The organism is uncultured Ligilactobacillus sp., from assembly GCF_948826705.1.
In the GTDB taxonomy this organism is placed as follows: domain Bacteria; phylum Bacillota; class Bacilli; order Lactobacillales; family Lactobacillaceae; genus Ligilactobacillus.
Map to the genome: position 1 here is coordinate 12,946 of NZ_CAQLEL010000114.1, position 16,192 is coordinate 29,137.

A 16,192-nucleotide genomic window follows, 5' to 3' on the forward strand; every position below is an offset into this window, starting at 1 on the left:
TAAAAGCAACGAACAAGGTAACTCCAGCATTTTCTACGATCTCCAAGTATTTCTTCATAAACTATCCTCCCCAAGTCCGAGTGCCAATTTTTTATTCAGTATCTCTCACTTTCCATTTTCCTGATCCTTTAAATGCCAGAACAACACTCCCGATCACTAACAAACTAACTAAAATATTGACGACTAAGTTCACTTCAGCAGAAGGCATCAACTTTGCAATAAATAAACTATAAAAATACTGTGTAACAAAAATAGCAACTACAATAGCAATATTCATTTTATCTTTCATATTCAAGGCCCCCTTGTAATTACAAACACAGCAATCGCTTACACTTTAATTATACACTATGCATTATTGACCTTGATACAACTTTCCGTCAAATAATAATTTCCACTCAGGATCATAAAAGCAAGCTTCACTTGGATACATCACCTTTTGTAGGCCGAAGTCTTGCAATAACACATCCCCCTTAGAAATATTACCGTACTTTTCCTTCAAGTAAATATTTATATCCTTCTGATCATTTGCTCATGTTCTTACTTACTCTTGTTACGACCACATCCCTGTAATCAGGGGATCACTAAATCATAGACATCAGCAACTCGTTTTTTACCAACATCCATCATTGCATCTATTTTTTCAATAATTTCTTCACGACTGTACGCTTTACTATCCAAGTAAATAATGCTTTTTTCTATTATCTCTTCTTCAGTATGATATCTATTGAATGCTTCCATATCATCTTTTATTCTCAATGTGAGATAAGTATAGTCCATATAGTATTCTTCGATCTGCTCGGTTTCAAGTTTTGTTGATTTCTTTATGATCTCAATGATCTCTTCATAGCTATACCCTACACTGGCAAGCCGAGTGAGCATATTTATGAGAAACCAATTTTGCTTCTCAGCGTCTACTTCCACATGTCCATCTACTCTGATCCGGTGCAAACACTCCATTAGTCTCTGGTCACTTTTGGCGATCGCTATCTCTGATTCAGTCTTTTTACACATTTTGATATCCACGAACTGATCGATCTTTTGAATAAATTCTTTTTTATCATAATACTTTTCTTCTGGCATTGTATTATACCCGCTTCCAAGATGTTGACCTTATTTTGGACTTCTCTATCCAAGTTTTCAAGTAAGATGAATTGACTTTAGTTAAATAATCTCAGACACTAAATATAACTTTATTTATGCACATAAAAACACCATGCTATCGCGATAACATGGTATCTTGTCCAGTAAATTATTTGTCTTTTGATCTCTTAATAAATTCAAATAAACCTATCTCATCTGAATCTACCAATTTTCCAATTGGTTGCTGTTTAAGAATCCAACTTCTAGATATTCGATATAATTTATGTGTATCAACATAGGACTCTTTTGAAAGACCTGCCTCATACCATTTTTTTATCGGATAATAAAGTTTCTTGATTATTTCAGACTTATTTTTATACTGACTTGTGATTTTAAAGACCATTACGCTATCTGGCCCAACATTTATTACCAAAGCAGGTCGAACTTTACTACCACTTTTCCCATCAAAGGGAACATTAGCAATATAGATGTCCATTGGTTTCATCAGCCGTTAACCATCCAATCATGAAAATCAGGTGATTTTTTTTGATCATAGTGCCCGTCCTCATCGATTTCAACATCCTCAACAGGAATCTGTTCGACTAACTCCTTCCAATCAATTGCTGTTGGTAATTTCTTAATACGGATCTCATCGTTTTTTACTTCAAAAGAGATTTCAGTTTCCTTATCTAACCCCAATAATCTTCTAATAGATGTAGGAATTACCACTTCCCCTTCTGATGATATCTTTCCTGTTACAACGTTATCAACATCCACAACAATCCCTCCTCACATACCTTATATTTATTTTCTACTGAAACTGTAGCACTATTTCTTAGAACCAGCAACAAAATAGTTCTAAAAAAACACCATGCTATCACGATAACATGGTGTCTGATCAGTATATTATTTATCGATCTCAGGTGCGTTGCCTAATTCAGCACTTACCATCCAGATCTTCTTTTCGATATCAGTCTTAAAACCGATAAAGATATCTTGTGTGCTGTGATCTTGTTCTTGATCACTGACTTCGATGCCCTTTTGATACAAAGCTTCAAGATAACGGTAACCTTCTAGTAATTTAGCTAGATGTTCAGCCATCGTCTTGTCATAGCTCCCAGGTTCATCTTTGATCCCCGTATGCTCAGCCATTTCACGAAGCGTTGAATATGGGGCTCCGTCAAGAATGATCAAACGTTCTGAGATCACATCGAGTTGATCATTGATCTCATCCATAAATTCATCCATCAATGGGTGTAACTTCAAAAAGTTGGTGCCACGCATATACCAATGTGTTTGATGAATGACCATCGACATTTGGCTCAAATCTGCTACAAGTTGGTTCAAAACTTTCTTTGTTTCTCCATACTTCATGTAAAATTCCTCCCAAGACAAAATAAATTAGAATGTTTCTACATTATTTACTATAACATTAATTTATCAGAAATTCTAAAATTTGAACTGGGTACTTCTACACCTTATGATAACTGCGATTTTTATTACTTCCTTGTGCCACTAAAAGACCTAAACTTACAAATTTAGCTAAATGCTTGCGTGCTGTTGCTATTGACTTTTGGATCAGTTTAGCAGTTACTGTAGTATTTATATTTTCATGCTCCAAGGAACAGTTTATCGCTCATTTTACGAGCGATAAATTAGCGATAAACGAGCGATAAAATCCTATCCTCAGGCAACATTGATCATAGAACTATTTTACTTTGTCAGTAATTTATCAGAAATTTGAACTGGAGAATAAAATAACTAGGATCAAGTAGCCTTCACCAAGATATTTTGCCTGAAGAAGCTCACTATTCCATAGATCTGACCTTACTTTCGATGAAATCGACCTCTTCTTGATCTAGTCCATATTTTTCATATAATTGTTGATCGATCTTTGAAATACTCAGCGACCAATCTATATCTGAATTTTTGGTAAAGTCTTGAAGTGGTACAAAGCCATACGTTGTAGTACTATGCTGAGTAGTTTTTAAAATTCCCACCAATGCTCTAAAAAATTTGGTATAAAAATATTTTTTAAATGCGTTTGCTTCATATTCCGAATCAAACGGTCCAAACACTAAGAACGTTTCGGTCGAAATTTGACCAGGTCTCCCTATAAGTAACTCTGATACGCATTCGCCAAATTCTCCTGAACCATAGGCGTACGGTCCAAATACTTTCCACTCAGCAATAGTTTCTTTACCTTTAGGAAGTGGATAATCTTTTGATATATATCTACTCATCCTTTTCATTCTATCCAAACCTATAATTTCAATATCATCTGCGCTTTGTGGTGTACCAAAAATTGGTGGGAGATTATATTTATATGGATCTTTAAAAAAATCTGTTCTTAATCCATATGGTTTTAATCCTGAAGTTATAGATTGAATGTTATTTTTATCTATATCTGCTACTTTCGAGACCTTTTCAAAAATGCTTACCAATTCACCATAAGGAATAAATACGCCTGAACCAGCCGAATTTAAATAACTCTTAAACTCGTATCGCTGTTTGTCATGATCGATAACACTGATATCGGCAGGTCCGATATATTCTTTGTCATAAGTCAAATACAAGACTCCACCTTTTATATCGGTATTTGGAAATAACATACTTGCATTTTTAAATACTGACATGGATCTAATATGTTGATCTTGTAACATATCTCGCCTAAAATCACCTAAGCCTTTTCCTGCCCCATTGAGCCATCTTGCTGGAAAAATAAGATTCACTTTTTTTAGTGCCACTTCTCTTGCTAAATAAAAGAAATGGTTATATATCGGGCTTGCAGATGCATTAGCTGCTCCATCATCGCGCTTTCCATTGTCATTTTCTTGATAAGGCGGATTTCCAATAACTATATCAAATTTCATCTTTACTTCCTCCAAATAATTCATCACATTTTTCAGCTAAACTACCGCTAGCTTCATTGCAAGCAAATGAAGTCGTATCTAGTAAAACGATATGTGAATCATCGATCTTATCAACTTCATCATAAAAACCAAAGATATAATTGTGAGCTATCCGATAAATGATCTCCGTTGGAGCAAAACCATAAACTTGCTCTTCTAAGATATGCTTGATCCGCTTGTTTTGATCTGGTATTACATCTGCCAACCCAATATATAAGCGTTTGACGATCTCAGTAATATATGACCCAGATTTCATATATAGATCCGCAAATGTTTTATCAGGATCACTAAAAATGTTTGGCTCTTCTTTTTGCAATTCAGCTACCATCAGTTTGACTGTCTCTTTTGGCGTAAAGATCTGATTAGTCTTTTGTGGGGGAATATAGCTAAAGATATCTTCCTTTAAATTTTCATCAAAGTAGTTAGCTAACTCCTTTCTCTTAGCTAAAAAAGCTTGGATCGACTCATCAAACACGATTTCGTCAAAAAAGCGATACTTATCCCGTAATACTCTAAATTGTTCAAGTGAGATCCCTGTCACTTCCTTGAATACTGTATCTGAGATATTTTTATCAAAATTAGCTAATGTGGTATTCTCTGTCCCATAAGCCATCAAAAATGAAGGGATCGTTCTAGCAAAACCGCGCAAACGTGAGCGCACATCGTCTTCTACTTGCTGTTTATCTTTTTTTTGCACCTTTTGCATGATCTTCTCAGTAGAATTTAGCGTATACTTTTGTAAAGTCTCTTTAACTTGTGTAACAACTTCGCTTTCTACTTTTTGAATTTTTTGTTGTAACTGCTCTTCGATCTTTTGCAAGGCTTTGCTATCCAGCTGTGCCTCAGCTTTGCGTAATTCAAATTCTTTTTTCACCTTATTTTTTCTGATATTATTTTTTATTTGGATCTCTTCTACCTCACGCGCCACTGCTTTAGCTCCTAAGTTTGTGATCTTCTCTGCTTGTTTAGTCGTCAATCCCTTTTCTTTTGCTAGAGCTTTAGTTGCTTCTAATGTACGCTTTTTAAATATCTGACTAGCTAACGTTTGGAGTTTGGCACTTTCCGAATTCTCGATCTCTTCTTCCATTTCTTTATATACCTTTTCTCCAAAGTGTGCTTTATTTTCACCAATGACTATCTCCGGACGAATCTTTACTGCTCCATTTTCATCCAACTCAATTTCTTTTGTGTCGACTTTTACACGATTATTTTGAGGAACATTTTTATTTTTAGGTAGTGGATTTAGGTCTTCTAAGATCTCTTTAGCCTCTGGGGAAGAAAAAATACCCGATATATTTTTAAACAAGAAATTGGACATAAAGCCTCGTTTTACAACTTCTTTTGCTTTCAGTACTTTAGGCATCGTCAGCACCTGTTTTGCATCGAGTTCTGTCATCTTACCTGTACTATCTTCAGCGATCACAGGAAAGAAATTCAATAATTGTCTGATCTTCCTTTGGCGTTTATCAACATCTAAAACCTCAGATGATCTATTAGATAAGTTGTTAGCAAATTCATCATAGATCATCAACGTACGTTCTGGTGAAAAATCAAAGACATAGGCATTTTCTTTACGTTTGGACAAACCATTTTCTTCGTAACGCCACGCATTTTGTGCCCTAAAAGCGGCCTGCATATAAAGACTAGGTGATCTCATATTCGAGAGCATCAATACAGCAGTCCACTCTGGTACAGTTATCCCAGTTGTTAATTGTCCCACTGATAATGTGATCGTTTTATCATTTTTACGAATAGCTTCTTTTACCCTAGTTAAGGAGCTCTCATTTATTTTTTGGTCGTCTGTCACTTTACCATCACCAGCTGCCAAAACGATCTTATAATCTTTAAATACTTCATGCTTTTTTAGTAGTTTCATTAAAGCTTTAGCACTCGCTACCCGATCCAAGATCCAAAATGTGTGCTTTAACTCGGTCCGCAATTCAGGCGTTGAAAATGGGTACTTTTCGTTTTTTGCCAGAGTATCTAACCATTTCAGCACTTGTTTTTTATAGACAAGATCTCCATTATCTTTAGTTGCAAAGAACTCATTTAAATCAAAAGCATAATCCATATTTTTACCATCTATTTGTGCCCCTTGCTCAATTTTTTCTGTGATCATCGGGCTCATTTGATATGAAAAAAGATTCAGCCGAGGCAGATCTGAATATGGATTATTTTGCTCAACATCTTGCCAGTTTGCTTTTGCTTTTTGTTCATCGGCATATGTCCAATTGTAGATCTGATCGTCTTTAAACTTTCCAGATGCGAGTGCCTTAAAAGGAGTCCCTGACAAATACAACGTGAACTTGCGCTTGATATTATCAAAAGCAATATCTGTTTTTAACGTAGCAATGCCTTCATGACTTTCATCTATCACTAACATATCCCATTTTAGATCTGCGATCCAATCAAGTTTTTCATGGACACCCCCAAAACTTTTAGCCCCTTTTAGATCCTGAAGGGAAACAAATGTTATCTGAGCGCCTTTTTCATCCCCCAAACTAGCAAGATAGTCCTCTCTACTCATGATCGCTCGATGTTTTAAACTACTTGAGTTGGAAATAAATTTATAATCTGTCTGCCAGGCAATAAATCTTTCAAAATCATCAAACCATGACGTTGCTATCGCCGGTCGATTGGTCACCACTAAAACAGTCTTTGCTTTTAATCTCAAAGCCAGATCATATGTGGTCAATGTCTTTCCAAATCTTGGTTTAGCATTCCACAAAAATTCTCCTTGTGGATGCTCTTTTGCATATTTTAATGTCTTTTCAACGGCTCTTTTTTGCTCAGACCTAAGAGTGTATGTTAATTCTTCTTTTGCTTGTTCAAGATCCAGATCGATGTAATCTTTGTAATCTTCCCAAGATCTAGTCGGGGTCCCGTTGTAATAAAACCATTCATGTCCAGTTTGTTTTCTTATATGCTTATATTTTTCTAAATATGCATGAAATTGATGGTCTTTGAACCACCTATCTTTTTGATTGAATTTTGCAGGAGCTGACCAAAGTTTTTGATATTCCACATCTGCTGTCTTGGTTTGTTCTTGTATTCTCTCATCTACATTTTTCTTTTCAGTGTACCCGATTTTTATCCATCCTCGTTTACGTTTGATCTCAGGTAAAATATAAGCGTAAATTTGTGGATATATCGTCTTTGTCGTTTGCACTTTTGTCTTGTCCATCTTATTCACCGATCCCTTTATCAAAAAATTCCATTTTATTTTTTTCCCAGTTCATAACTTTTACCCTGATCCCTTTTTTAATGATCCATTGTGTTGGCTCTGGATCATCGAATAATGATAGCTGACCACTGTGAATTTTTTCTTTCTTTTCAGAAAGTGGAATAATATATTTCAGACCATCCATTTGAAAGATGTTATAGCTGATAATGACTGCTATCTTCTCAAGAGATTTTTCATCAGGATAAACTTGCCACTTAAATACATAATTTTCGATATATGTATACAGTAAATTTTCACGAGCAAGTAGCAATGAATCACCATTCCACTCAAAGCCATAAATCGTTTTATATGCCAATTCAACAGCATTTTGCCAAGCTAAAAATCCAGCTATCTTTTCATTTACCATCTTCAGTTTTCGATCTAAGACACCTACTCGTTTAGATACTTCAATAAATTTTCCTGTTTTCATATCATATCTAGTAGTGATATAAGGCGCTTCACCACAAGCTATTTCTAACCACTTTATTTTTATATGACTATCTAGATCATCTCGCTGAGCAGTACTTACTTCATCGATCTGTTGTTTGATCACCCAAGTAGGTGTAAAAACCTCAGCCTTTTGCTTTGTCCTAGCTTTTTGAATATCTTTTGATTTAAATGCTCTTGATCTAATAACGTCTTTCATTTTTCCCGTTATTAGACTCGATTTTATCTGAGAAGTTTGAGAATATGCTTTACCTTTACTTCGATAATTACTATTTGCCCAAATTATATTTTGATGAGATCTAGTAGTTGATCTAGTTCTATCTAGTAATAAAATATCTAAGATCTTCGGGAATTTTTCTCGTATACTATTTCTCTCATAAAAATCATCCACTTAAGTTCCTCCATCACTTTTAGATCATCATTTAATACTTATTACAGGCGTCATTTTCAACTAATGGTTATAAAAATGGTACGATAACTATCTAAATCCTATGAATGAGGGGGACTGAGCTATGGAACACAAATTCTATACTGTACAACCGATCAAAAATAAAATCGTACTTTCTCAAGTAAAAAAGACCCTACTTGAGCATTTCCGAGCAGGGCGTCGTAACTATACTATTTTTCAAGTAGGTAAAGCTACATTATTACGAGTAAGTGATGTTTTATCACTAAAATATTCAGATGTTTATAACAAAAATGGACAAGTAAAGATGAGAACTCATATCTATGATCAGAAAACTAATAAGCCAAATACTATTTATTTAAAGCCAGTAACACAAGATCTTAAAGATTATCGCCTCTGGTTAAAAGACCAACAGATCGAATCAGTCTGGCTTTTCCCATCTTTTACTGACCCAGCCAAACATTTGACACGTAAACAATACTATAAGATCATGGCTAAAACAGGCGATCTCTTAGGTATCGATTACTTAGGTACACATACAATGCGGAAAACAGGTGCGTATTTTGTCTACCAACAAACTAACTTTGATATCGGTTTTGTTATGCAATTATTAAATCATAGTAGCCAACAATCAACTTTACATTATCTAGGGATCGATCAAACTACCCGTGAAAACATCCTAGATAAAATTGATTTTGACTAGCTTTATTATGTATAATATGGGGTGAATCATTAGGCGTCAAAAGTTGAAAATGACGCCTTTTTTAAAAAAGCCGCAGCTAGATCAGCTACGGCAATAAATATATTATAGATATTTTAAATTTTTATTACTTCCCAGCTATTTCACACATAGTTTATCGATCACTTGCACCTCAAACGCTCAGTTTTTGGGAACAAAACAAAATTTAGTCCAAGGCTTGACAAAATCAAGTAATATCAATTCTTCTGGCAAGATCTTACCTACGAGATTCTTACGTGGATCTTGATGTGGTTCTAAAACGATCTGCAACTCATTTTTATATTTACCAAAGCCATCATTTCCAACTACAACATCACCTACTTGAAATTCTCTCATGTTATCATGCGCAGGATTAGGCTCATCGGCGTATTTTACCCGCACCATCGTCGAGCGGATCGCTTGGGCAGTGATATCTCCACGGCGAAAATGCTTGGGATCAGTCACGATCTTTTTCTCAAGCTCAGTTGCATTGGCGACAAATTCGATCCCTAAACTCAATTTATACCGATCGATCGCTGCTAGTGCTTCTAATTCTTCATCTGAAGCATAGGCATTACCGATGATCACCACATCGATCAGACCCGTAGCAAACATGTGACGTGCTTGCAGATCAAGTGGTAAGTGGCGGTGCATCTCAAGCGTAGGTAATCCATCATTGACATCCCACGGCCCCACTTTAGCACTTTGGCTTGTCACAAAAGCTGCAGTTTTGATCCCATGACGCTTGAAACGTTGACTGCAACTGACAAAGAAATCATATGGCAAAGCCGAACCTTCCTGCGGATAGAAATTATGACATCCATAAATAAAGGGTTCATTAGCTTCATATGACAAGATATTTTCCAAATACGCTACATTATTGCTCATATTCAACTCGATCGCTAGACCTTCAGGGTTATAACTCAGCATTGCTTCTTTATTGCCATCAAATCCTTCATCTAGTCTGATCCCATCAGCACCTAATTTGGCAAAAAAGCTCAGATCATCGTATGAAATGCCTAATTTATCAAAGATCGCTGGCGCAATATCTAAGATCACTTCAAAGCCCTTGTCTTTAGCATACCCTATGATCTCACTGAACTTTTGGCTGGCCTTTGCTTTATCCTTTACTTCGAGCATACTCATAAAGATCCGCGTATAGCCTAATTCAGCGGCCTTTTTGATATATTCACGGTCTTTTTTAGGATCACTGTGGTCTGGATAGACCGAAATTCCGATTTCACGTTTCAAGTTTTTGCCTCTTTTCTTAAGCTTTAGCTTCAGCTGCTTTGACTTTCTTTTGTTCTTGACGTGTTGCTAATGATACAAATGGCATATAGATCAAGACTGCGATCACCAAGTTGACCGCTGCCAAAAGACCGCCCGTAAAACTTTGTGTTGCCAAGAAACCGCCGATGATCGGTGGTGTGACCCAAGGTGGCATTACCGTAGCCACTGGGACCCAACCAAAACTTGTTGCAAAATAAGCTGTTGTAACGCAGACCATTGGTGTCAAAATAAATGGAATGAACATGATCGGATTCAAGACCAGTGGCAAACCAAACATCAAAGGCTCATTGATATTAAAGATCCCTGGTGCCGCAGCCAAGTTATTGACCACCATGTATGGTTTATTTTTACGTCCAACTAAATAGATCGCAATGATCAACCCGATCGTTACCCCAGTACCACCCATATTTACAAATGAATCGATAAAAGGTTTATTTACGATATAAGGTGCAGTTTTCCCAGCAGCTAAGGCATCGGCGTTGGCTGCGATCGCTGGCGCATTGATCGCTTGCATAAAAGGATCGATCATATTGGCACCATGTAGCCCAAAGAACCACAAGAATGGGGTGATAAAAGCGATAAACAAGGCTGAACCATAAGAATTAGCCAACCCCATAAATGGTTCTTGAACAGCTGCATAGAAAGCAGCAAACATATCTTTTACCCCAAAGGCAGCTACGATCGCTGCGATCAATCCAAAGAGTGCGATCGTGATCATGGCTGGAAAGAGTGAAGCAAATGAAGTTGCAACAGCCGGTGGTACTCCATCAGGCATTTTGATGATCAATTTTTTATTACCAACTAAACGGGTAAAGATCTCAGCAACAGCGATCCCGACAAGCAAGGCGATAAACAGACCAGATGAGTTCATCCCGCTTGTAGCAGCACCTAATGTGAAAAATGATGCAACTGAGACAACGCCAGCACCGATCGGATCTTTGCCGTAGCCCTTAGCCAAATTATAAGCGACCAAAAAGGCGATAAAGACTGACAAGACTCCAAAGGTCCCGTTCCAAACAGCGGCTCCAAAACCGGTCCATGATCCACCAAAAATGCTCTTCATGAAGTTTTGGAATGCTGGGATCGGTAAATTATTGATCATTACCGCTAAAGCACCCAAGATCATCAATGGCATCGTAACTGTAAACGCATCCCGGATCGCGATCAAATGTCTTTGATTACCGATCTTTGATGCATATGGAATGAAATGTTTTTCCATGAAATTAATGAATTTATCCATCTGAAATCCCTCTCATTTCTTTTAATAATTGCTTTAAAAATAATCATAAAAACTTTGTTGCCCTTTAGGAAAAGGATCACTGGCAAATTGCTTTGTCACATTTACTTTTCCTAAAAAAACAGCTTCAGCTAAGGTCAAGCCCCCTAACAGCAACTCACTCAGGCTCTGTATCGAGCCCTGCACATCACCAGTACATTTGACTTTTTGACATGTTCTTTGATCGATCAGCCAGCTTCCCACGTTCCATGGACAATAGCTATCTTCTGTCACTTCAACGATCACTTTTTGCTGTAACGGTAGAGCCTGCAAGACTTGCTTGATATCGATGATCCTGCTCATCATATATGGTCTTAGCGTGGTCAAAAGTTCTTGTTGCTCACCAAAGTAGTTTTCAAGTAGTGCTTGTACTGGACCAGAATAAATGACCTTTTCAAACGACGATGTATGCGCTTTTACATAAGTCAACAATTTCCGCACAGCAAAGTCGTTTTGATATGCCAGCTCATCTAAGACTAGGGTCTCCCCCTGCATACGATAAATAAGATAACCCACAGCTCTTTTTTCATCGTCAAATGCTACCGCATAAAATCGATCGGGGTAATATGCAGCCAAGCGTTCCCACCACCAATTTTCACGGATCAAGGTCCCGCTTTGTCCTGGTAGCAAGCTTTGATAGATATCCTTGATCGACTTTCCAAGTTGCTGCCAAGTTCCACGTTTGACAAAACCCTGGCGCTCACTTTTGAAATGAGCAAAAGCAGTTGCGGGGATCTGATAGTTCTTCTTTTGGCTCGTATTTTCATAGCCAAACTGACGATAAAATTTTTCTGAAAATGGTGCCAGCTGAGAAATAGCTACTCCATTTTCATATAGGTCGCACAAAAGTTCACCCATAAGCTTAGCGATCGTACCTTGACCGCGATACTCAGGATAGCTCGCCACATAACCCACACCTGCCATTTTGAGACTTTTAGAAAAACACTGGACCTCAAACTGATTTGCCATGACCAAATTTGCCAATTCATCAGCTTGGTACGCTCCATAGGCATCCGCATGTTCATACCGAGCCAAAAACACTGGATCAGTATTGAGTGAATGTTTCTTTTGAAAAGCATACTCGATCAAAGCTGTGATCTTAGCCAAAGTAGCTTGATCGCGCGCTAATTTCACTTTCCATCACCTTCTTTAGCTGCCAAATGCTGATAGACTTCAACGATCTCTTTGGCCAGATCATTAAAAGTGATCGCTGTCATCAAATGATCCTGGCTGTGGACCGTAAGCAATGTGACCGTCATCTCCTTACCACTAGCTTCATCTTTTAATAATTCTGTTTGTGAATGGTGTGCTTTTAATAAAGCTTGATCAGCTGCAGCTAATTTTTCTTTGGCTTTTGAAAAGTCATTTGCCTTAGCTGCTTGGATCGCTTCCATCGCATCACTTTTAGCATTGCCAGCATTAATGATCAAGCCCATCAGCGTTTCTAATTGCATTTCCATCTATGCTCCCCCTATTCCATCAGTCCAAGCGCAGTCTTTAAAACAGCTTCTCCATTCATCGTCCCGTAATCACGCATGTCGATAACAGCAACTGGGATCGTTAATTTATTTTCAAATTCATTTTGCATATACCGCACTTGTGGTCCTAACAATAAGACATCAACGGGGGCATTAGTATCGGCTAAGCGTTCGTCAGCTTCAGTAGCTGAAACCGCAAAGATCTCAGCTTCCAGGTCTTTTTCTTTTGCCGCTGCTTGCATCTTCGTCACTAACAAACTCGTACTCATTCCCGCTGCACAAACTAACATGATTCTTTTCATTTTAAACACCTCTCATAAATTTTTTACTGTACACTTTATATATAGCAATTTCTGTGCCAACTTTTTATGTTAAAAAAGCGCGATATGATAGGCTTTTTGCGTTACACACAAAAAACTTAGATCTACACACTGTGTAACTTTAGATCGAGCCGATCATCTGCGATCGTCTTTACAATGTATGCGATATCATTTTCATCAAAATAAACAGCAAAAGTCTCTTCCAAAACTTTCAAGTGTGAAGTTACCTGTTCAAATAATCGACGTTGTTTTTGACGATAAAATGTGACATCTTTAAATAAGGGGCGTGGCTCATTTTTCTTTAACTTGTCGACCAAAAAAGCGATATGCAAACTCAAAGCCTGTAAAGCATTATTTTCGATCACGATCCCTTCATCGCGACACAGCGCTTGCAACGCTTTAGTACTCAGCTCTAAAAGCAACTTAGGATCTATATTTTTTGAAAATTCTTGAGTCAATGAAGTCGCCATCTCTTGTAAACTGATCTTAGTTCCCAGAAGTTTTTGAAATTCTAAGATCTTGCCCTGCTCAAACAGATCGGTAGCAGGGATAAAGGGAATATTTTGATAATCCAACTTGAGCGTCCCAACGATCGCTACGATCTCTTGGTGTAACATGATCTGATCGATACGTTGTTTAAACCCTTCGCGCTCGAGTGACTGTAGCTGAATGACCTCAAATTCATTCAGATCAACAACTTGTGAAACGATCTCATTTAGTCGCTTAGATACACCCTCACCGGTAAAGCAAGCCACAATGATCGCTTTCTTTTTATTTGCTTTAAGCTGGGGAGCTTCTAGTTGTCCAACATTTTTTAACATTGCTGTTACACTGTTATAGATCTCAGCTAACGATCTTCCTAGAATAGCTAAGCGTAAACTCTCCAAGACGATCATCGTGCTTGTCATCGAGATCACTTTTGTTCGAACTCCCAATTCATGTTCGACCAATTTACCAAAATCATTGGGAGACCCCATATCGGTCAACAAAATGACCCCTGCTGAAAATCTAGCTTGGTCTGCTTGAATATATTTTTTGATCTGGCGATACATTGCTTCACTTTTTAATGTCAACGGCATGTTAAACGCCTTGCCTTTAGTCGTTCCTAGAAGTTCTTGGACTGTTTCGAGCATACTAGAAGCAGTGGAACGCCCATGCATCACCACAAAGACTTCCACTTGATCAGCTGTAGGAGTCGCATTTATAGTATTATCATTAGTCAAAAACAGCGTGATAAAACCGATCTCATCTAATGGCATCGTGATATCATAAGCTTCTTCGATCCGCGCAGAAAATTCGATCGCAAGCTGAAATTCTTTGGAATAGTTACGTCGGACATCATTAAGATTAGGATGCGAGATAAACCGCCCATTCAAAATGCGCTCGATCGTCGAATTGAGGTGTAACGCAAAGGTGAACCGCTCTTTTTCATCATATTTTCGCTTTAGCTTCTTAGCAGCTAGATCATAAAGTTCATTGACTAAGTTCCAAAGATCATCTGAGATTATCTCACGGTAAACATTGGTGTGGGCTAATTCTTCAATATAAGTCTCAAAATAGCGCTCGACATCTTTAGCGATCAATTCACCTAGATCGATCTCAGATAGATTTTCACGACTCAATTTTTCTAACTTATAGGTGATCGAATCATAGACTTCCATATTTTGATTAGGATCTTGTTCCCAGACTACCTCTTGTTTTCCAGGGCGTAATGTCAAGGCCAATTGCTTATTATCTAAAAGTGGCAAGACCTTTTCACGAACTTCAGCGAGACGTAAAAGCCCCTTTTGTACGATCAACGGAAGATCATCTTCTGTGATCGCTAGTTTTTCACTCGTATCACTTGTCTGGTAGTGCAAGAAAGCTTTCGCACAGACTAATTTTAGATCACGTTTCAACTGTCCGATATTACCCTCAGCTCGATACAACAAAAACGCCAATAGACTGCGCCGATCGATCGTGATCTCTTGGACTAAACGATTGGCTTCTTGCTGTAAAAATTCCTTGATGATCGCTAGTCGTTCATCAAGTGAGCGCTCAGCTAAAGCAGGTAATTCGATCTGCATCGGGATCCGACGATTGAAGGTCTTCAAAAAAAGCGAGCTGGTCTCTGTCGTTGCTCCAATGATCTGAACTGACGCTTGTTTTTCTTTCTCATCACCTAACGACCGAAAAGTCCCCTTATCGATAAAGGTGAACAACATCTCTTGACCTTCGGGGGGTAAGCGGTGGATCTCATCTAAAAATAAGATCCCGCCATCAGCCTGCTCTAACAAACCCTTGCGTGTCTCTTCAGCACCCGTAAAGGCTCCACGCTTGACCCCGAAAATATGTCCGTAAAGTAATTGTGGATTCTGCGCATAGTCAGCACAGTTAAATGTGATAAACGGAGCATCTTTAGTTAATACCTGTGCCGTGAGCGCAAAACGATACATACATTCCGCAAACATCGTCTTGCCAGTCCCCGTCTCACCAAAAATAAGAGTATGCAATCCTCGCGGCGGATATAAGATAGCCGCCTTAGCCTTTTGGATCTGACTCTTTAACGAATCTTTGCGACCGATCAAGTTATCAAAATCAATATGTTTTTTGACCACTACCGTTGTACTTTGAAACTTTACGGGACGACCGTCAATTTTTTGGACCACGCCTTCTTTGGTCAACTCATTGAGATAACGACTGACATTGGTCCGATCGATCTGTAATTCATCCGCCAATTCTTTTGCGGTAAATTTATTATGGTTTTTAATTAATATTTCTAATACTTCTTCTTTTCTAGATCTCAAAAACACGCCTCCTATTGGTCTAGATCAATTATATTGTAACCCTTTTCTTTTTGAATTACTAGCAAATAGGCTTAAACAACAGTCGTAACCACATTGGCTACGATTTTAAATTTATTTACGTAATATATTTTCTGTTTTTTATATTGCACTAATTTACCTAAATATCTTATCTTTTTTATAAATAGATCCAGTATTTCTTCTATCCAAGATCCAGCGCAATGGATATAGCATAATCGCCGATCGCTTCAGCCAAAAA

At 37.7% G+C, this 16,192-nt stretch carries 16 protein-coding genes; 1 reads left to right on the plus strand and 15 read right to left on the minus strand.

The genetic code is table 11. The features are described 5' to 3' along the window. Window positions 1-91 precede the first annotated feature (91 nt). The 9 genes from Q9Q35_RS08100 to Q9Q35_RS08140 form a co-directional block, all read right to left on the minus strand. A complete protein-coding gene (locus Q9Q35_RS08100) occupies window positions 92-289 on the minus strand; it encodes a hypothetical protein (RefSeq protein WP_304652909.1) in 198 nt (65 codons plus the stop codon). Between the two features lie 63 nt (window positions 290-352). Continuing rightward, window positions 353-499 (minus strand): hypothetical protein, encoded by a 147-nt coding sequence (locus Q9Q35_RS08105; RefSeq protein ID WP_304652910.1) that lies wholly within the window; start codon window positions 497-499, stop codon window positions 353-355. 71 nt (window positions 500-570) lie between these two features. Continuing rightward, entirely contained in the window at window positions 571-1,080 is a 510-nt protein-coding gene (locus Q9Q35_RS08110) for a hypothetical protein (protein WP_304652911.1), read from the minus strand. 169 nt (window positions 1,081-1,249) lie between these two features. Continuing rightward, window positions 1,250-1,585 (minus strand): type II toxin-antitoxin system PemK/MazF family toxin, encoded by a 336-nt coding sequence (locus Q9Q35_RS08115; protein ID WP_304652912.1) that lies wholly within the window; start codon window positions 1,583-1,585, stop codon window positions 1,250-1,252. Continuing rightward, window positions 1,585-1,857 carry an AbrB/MazE/SpoVT family DNA-binding domain-containing protein gene (locus Q9Q35_RS08120; protein WP_304652913.1) on the minus strand — a complete coding sequence of 91 codons (273 nt, stop codon included), beginning with the start codon at window positions 1,855-1,857 and terminating at the stop codon, window positions 1,585-1,587. The genes Q9Q35_RS08115 and Q9Q35_RS08120 overlap by 1 nt, the downstream gene beginning before the upstream one ends. A gap of 129 nt (window positions 1,858-1,986) precedes the next feature. Further along, on the minus strand, window positions 1,987-2,454 hold the full coding sequence (locus tag Q9Q35_RS08125; RefSeq protein ID WP_304652914.1) for a DNA starvation/stationary phase protection protein: 468 nt from the start codon (window positions 2,452-2,454) through the stop codon (window positions 1,987-1,989). Between the two features lie 434 nt (window positions 2,455-2,888). Further along, window positions 2,889-3,953 carry an Eco57I restriction-modification methylase domain-containing protein gene (locus tag Q9Q35_RS08130; RefSeq protein WP_304652915.1) on the minus strand — a complete coding sequence of 355 codons (1,065 nt, stop codon included), beginning with the start codon at window positions 3,951-3,953 and terminating at the stop codon, window positions 2,889-2,891. Next, window positions 3,943-7,176 carry a DEAD/DEAH box helicase family protein gene (locus Q9Q35_RS08135; protein ID WP_304652916.1) on the minus strand — a complete coding sequence of 1,078 codons (3,234 nt, stop codon included), beginning with the start codon at window positions 7,174-7,176 and terminating at the stop codon, window positions 3,943-3,945. The genes Q9Q35_RS08130 and Q9Q35_RS08135 overlap by 11 nt, the downstream gene beginning before the upstream one ends. Before the next feature lies 1 nt (window position 7,177). Next, a complete protein-coding gene (locus tag Q9Q35_RS08140) occupies window positions 7,178-8,053 on the minus strand; it encodes a restriction endonuclease (RefSeq protein WP_304652917.1) in 876 nt (291 codons plus the stop codon). 121 nt (window positions 8,054-8,174) lie between these two features. Here Q9Q35_RS08140 and Q9Q35_RS08145 point away from each other — a divergent pair, with 121 nt between their 5' ends. Further along, window positions 8,175-8,771, plus strand: a complete 597-nt coding sequence (locus Q9Q35_RS08145) for a tyrosine-type recombinase/integrase (protein ID WP_304652918.1) — start codon at window positions 8,175-8,177, stop codon at window positions 8,769-8,771. 177 nt (window positions 8,772-8,948) lie between these two features. Here Q9Q35_RS08145 and Q9Q35_RS08150 read toward each other — a convergent pair whose 3' ends face one another. From Q9Q35_RS08150 to Q9Q35_RS08175, 6 genes are all read right to left on the minus strand, one after another. After that, on the minus strand, window positions 8,949-10,037 hold the full coding sequence (locus Q9Q35_RS08150; RefSeq protein ID WP_304652919.1) for a DUF871 domain-containing protein: 1,089 nt from the start codon (window positions 10,035-10,037) through the stop codon (window positions 8,949-8,951). Between the two features lie 16 nt (window positions 10,038-10,053). Beyond that, a complete protein-coding gene (locus Q9Q35_RS08155; RefSeq protein WP_304652920.1) occupies window positions 10,054-11,316 on the minus strand; it encodes a PTS sugar transporter subunit IIC in 1,263 nt (420 codons plus the stop codon). 33 nt (window positions 11,317-11,349) lie between these two features. Beyond that, the gene (gene eis / locus Q9Q35_RS08160) at window positions 11,350-12,486 is read right to left on the minus strand and encodes an enhanced intracellular survival protein Eis (protein ID WP_304652921.1); all 1,137 of its coding nucleotides are present in this window, start codon (window positions 12,484-12,486) and stop codon (window positions 11,350-11,352) included. Beyond that, complete coding sequence (locus Q9Q35_RS08165) at window positions 12,483-12,812, minus strand: PTS lactose/cellobiose transporter subunit IIA (protein ID WP_304652922.1); 330 nt, start codon at window positions 12,810-12,812, stop codon at window positions 12,483-12,485. Before Q9Q35_RS08165 ends, eis begins: the two co-directional genes overlap by 4 nt. 11 nt (window positions 12,813-12,823) lie before the next feature. After that, window positions 12,824-13,132, minus strand: a complete 309-nt coding sequence (locus Q9Q35_RS08170) for a PTS sugar transporter subunit IIB (RefSeq protein WP_304652923.1) — start codon at window positions 13,130-13,132, stop codon at window positions 12,824-12,826. Window positions 13,133-13,254: 122 nt separating this feature from the next. Further along, window positions 13,255-15,936 (minus strand): sigma 54-interacting transcriptional regulator, encoded by a 2,682-nt coding sequence (locus tag Q9Q35_RS08175; protein WP_304652924.1) that lies wholly within the window; start codon window positions 15,934-15,936, stop codon window positions 13,255-13,257. Between the last annotated feature and the right edge of the window lie 256 nt (window positions 15,937-16,192).

Excerpts from the sequence above, each read along its gene's own strand:
- Q9Q35_RS08100 (WP_304652909.1), bottom strand. The coding sequence starts at position 289 with ATGAAAGATAAAATGAATATTGCTATTGTAGTTGCTATTTTTGTTACA.
- Q9Q35_RS08110 (WP_304652911.1), bottom strand. The coding sequence starts at position 1,080 with ATGCCAGAAGAAAAGTATTATGATAAAAAAGAATTTATTCAAAAGATC.
- Q9Q35_RS08115 (WP_304652912.1), bottom strand. The coding sequence starts at position 1,585 with ATGAAACCAATGGACATCTATATTGCTAATGTTCCCTTTGATGGGAAA.
- Q9Q35_RS08125 (WP_304652914.1), bottom strand. The coding sequence starts at position 2,454 with ATGAAGTATGGAGAAACAAAGAAAGTTTTGAACCAACTTGTAGCAGAT.
- Q9Q35_RS08130 (WP_304652915.1), bottom strand. The coding sequence starts at position 3,953 with ATGAAATTTGATATAGTTATTGGAAATCCGCCTTATCAAGAAAATGAC.
- Q9Q35_RS08135 (WP_304652916.1), bottom strand. The coding sequence starts at position 7,176 with ATGGACAAGACAAAAGTGCAAACGACAAAGACGATATATCCACAAATT.
- Q9Q35_RS08145 (WP_304652918.1), top strand. The coding sequence starts at position 8,175 with ATGGAACACAAATTCTATACTGTACAACCGATCAAAAATAAAATCGTA.
- Q9Q35_RS08155 (WP_304652920.1), bottom strand. The coding sequence starts at position 11,316 with ATGGATAAATTCATTAATTTCATGGAAAAACATTTCATTCCATATGCA.
- Q9Q35_RS08165 (WP_304652922.1), bottom strand. The coding sequence starts at position 12,812 with ATGGAAATGCAATTAGAAACGCTGATGGGCTTGATCATTAATGCTGGC.
- Q9Q35_RS08170 (WP_304652923.1), bottom strand. The coding sequence starts at position 13,132 with ATGAAAAGAATCATGTTAGTTTGTGCAGCGGGAATGAGTACGAGTTTG.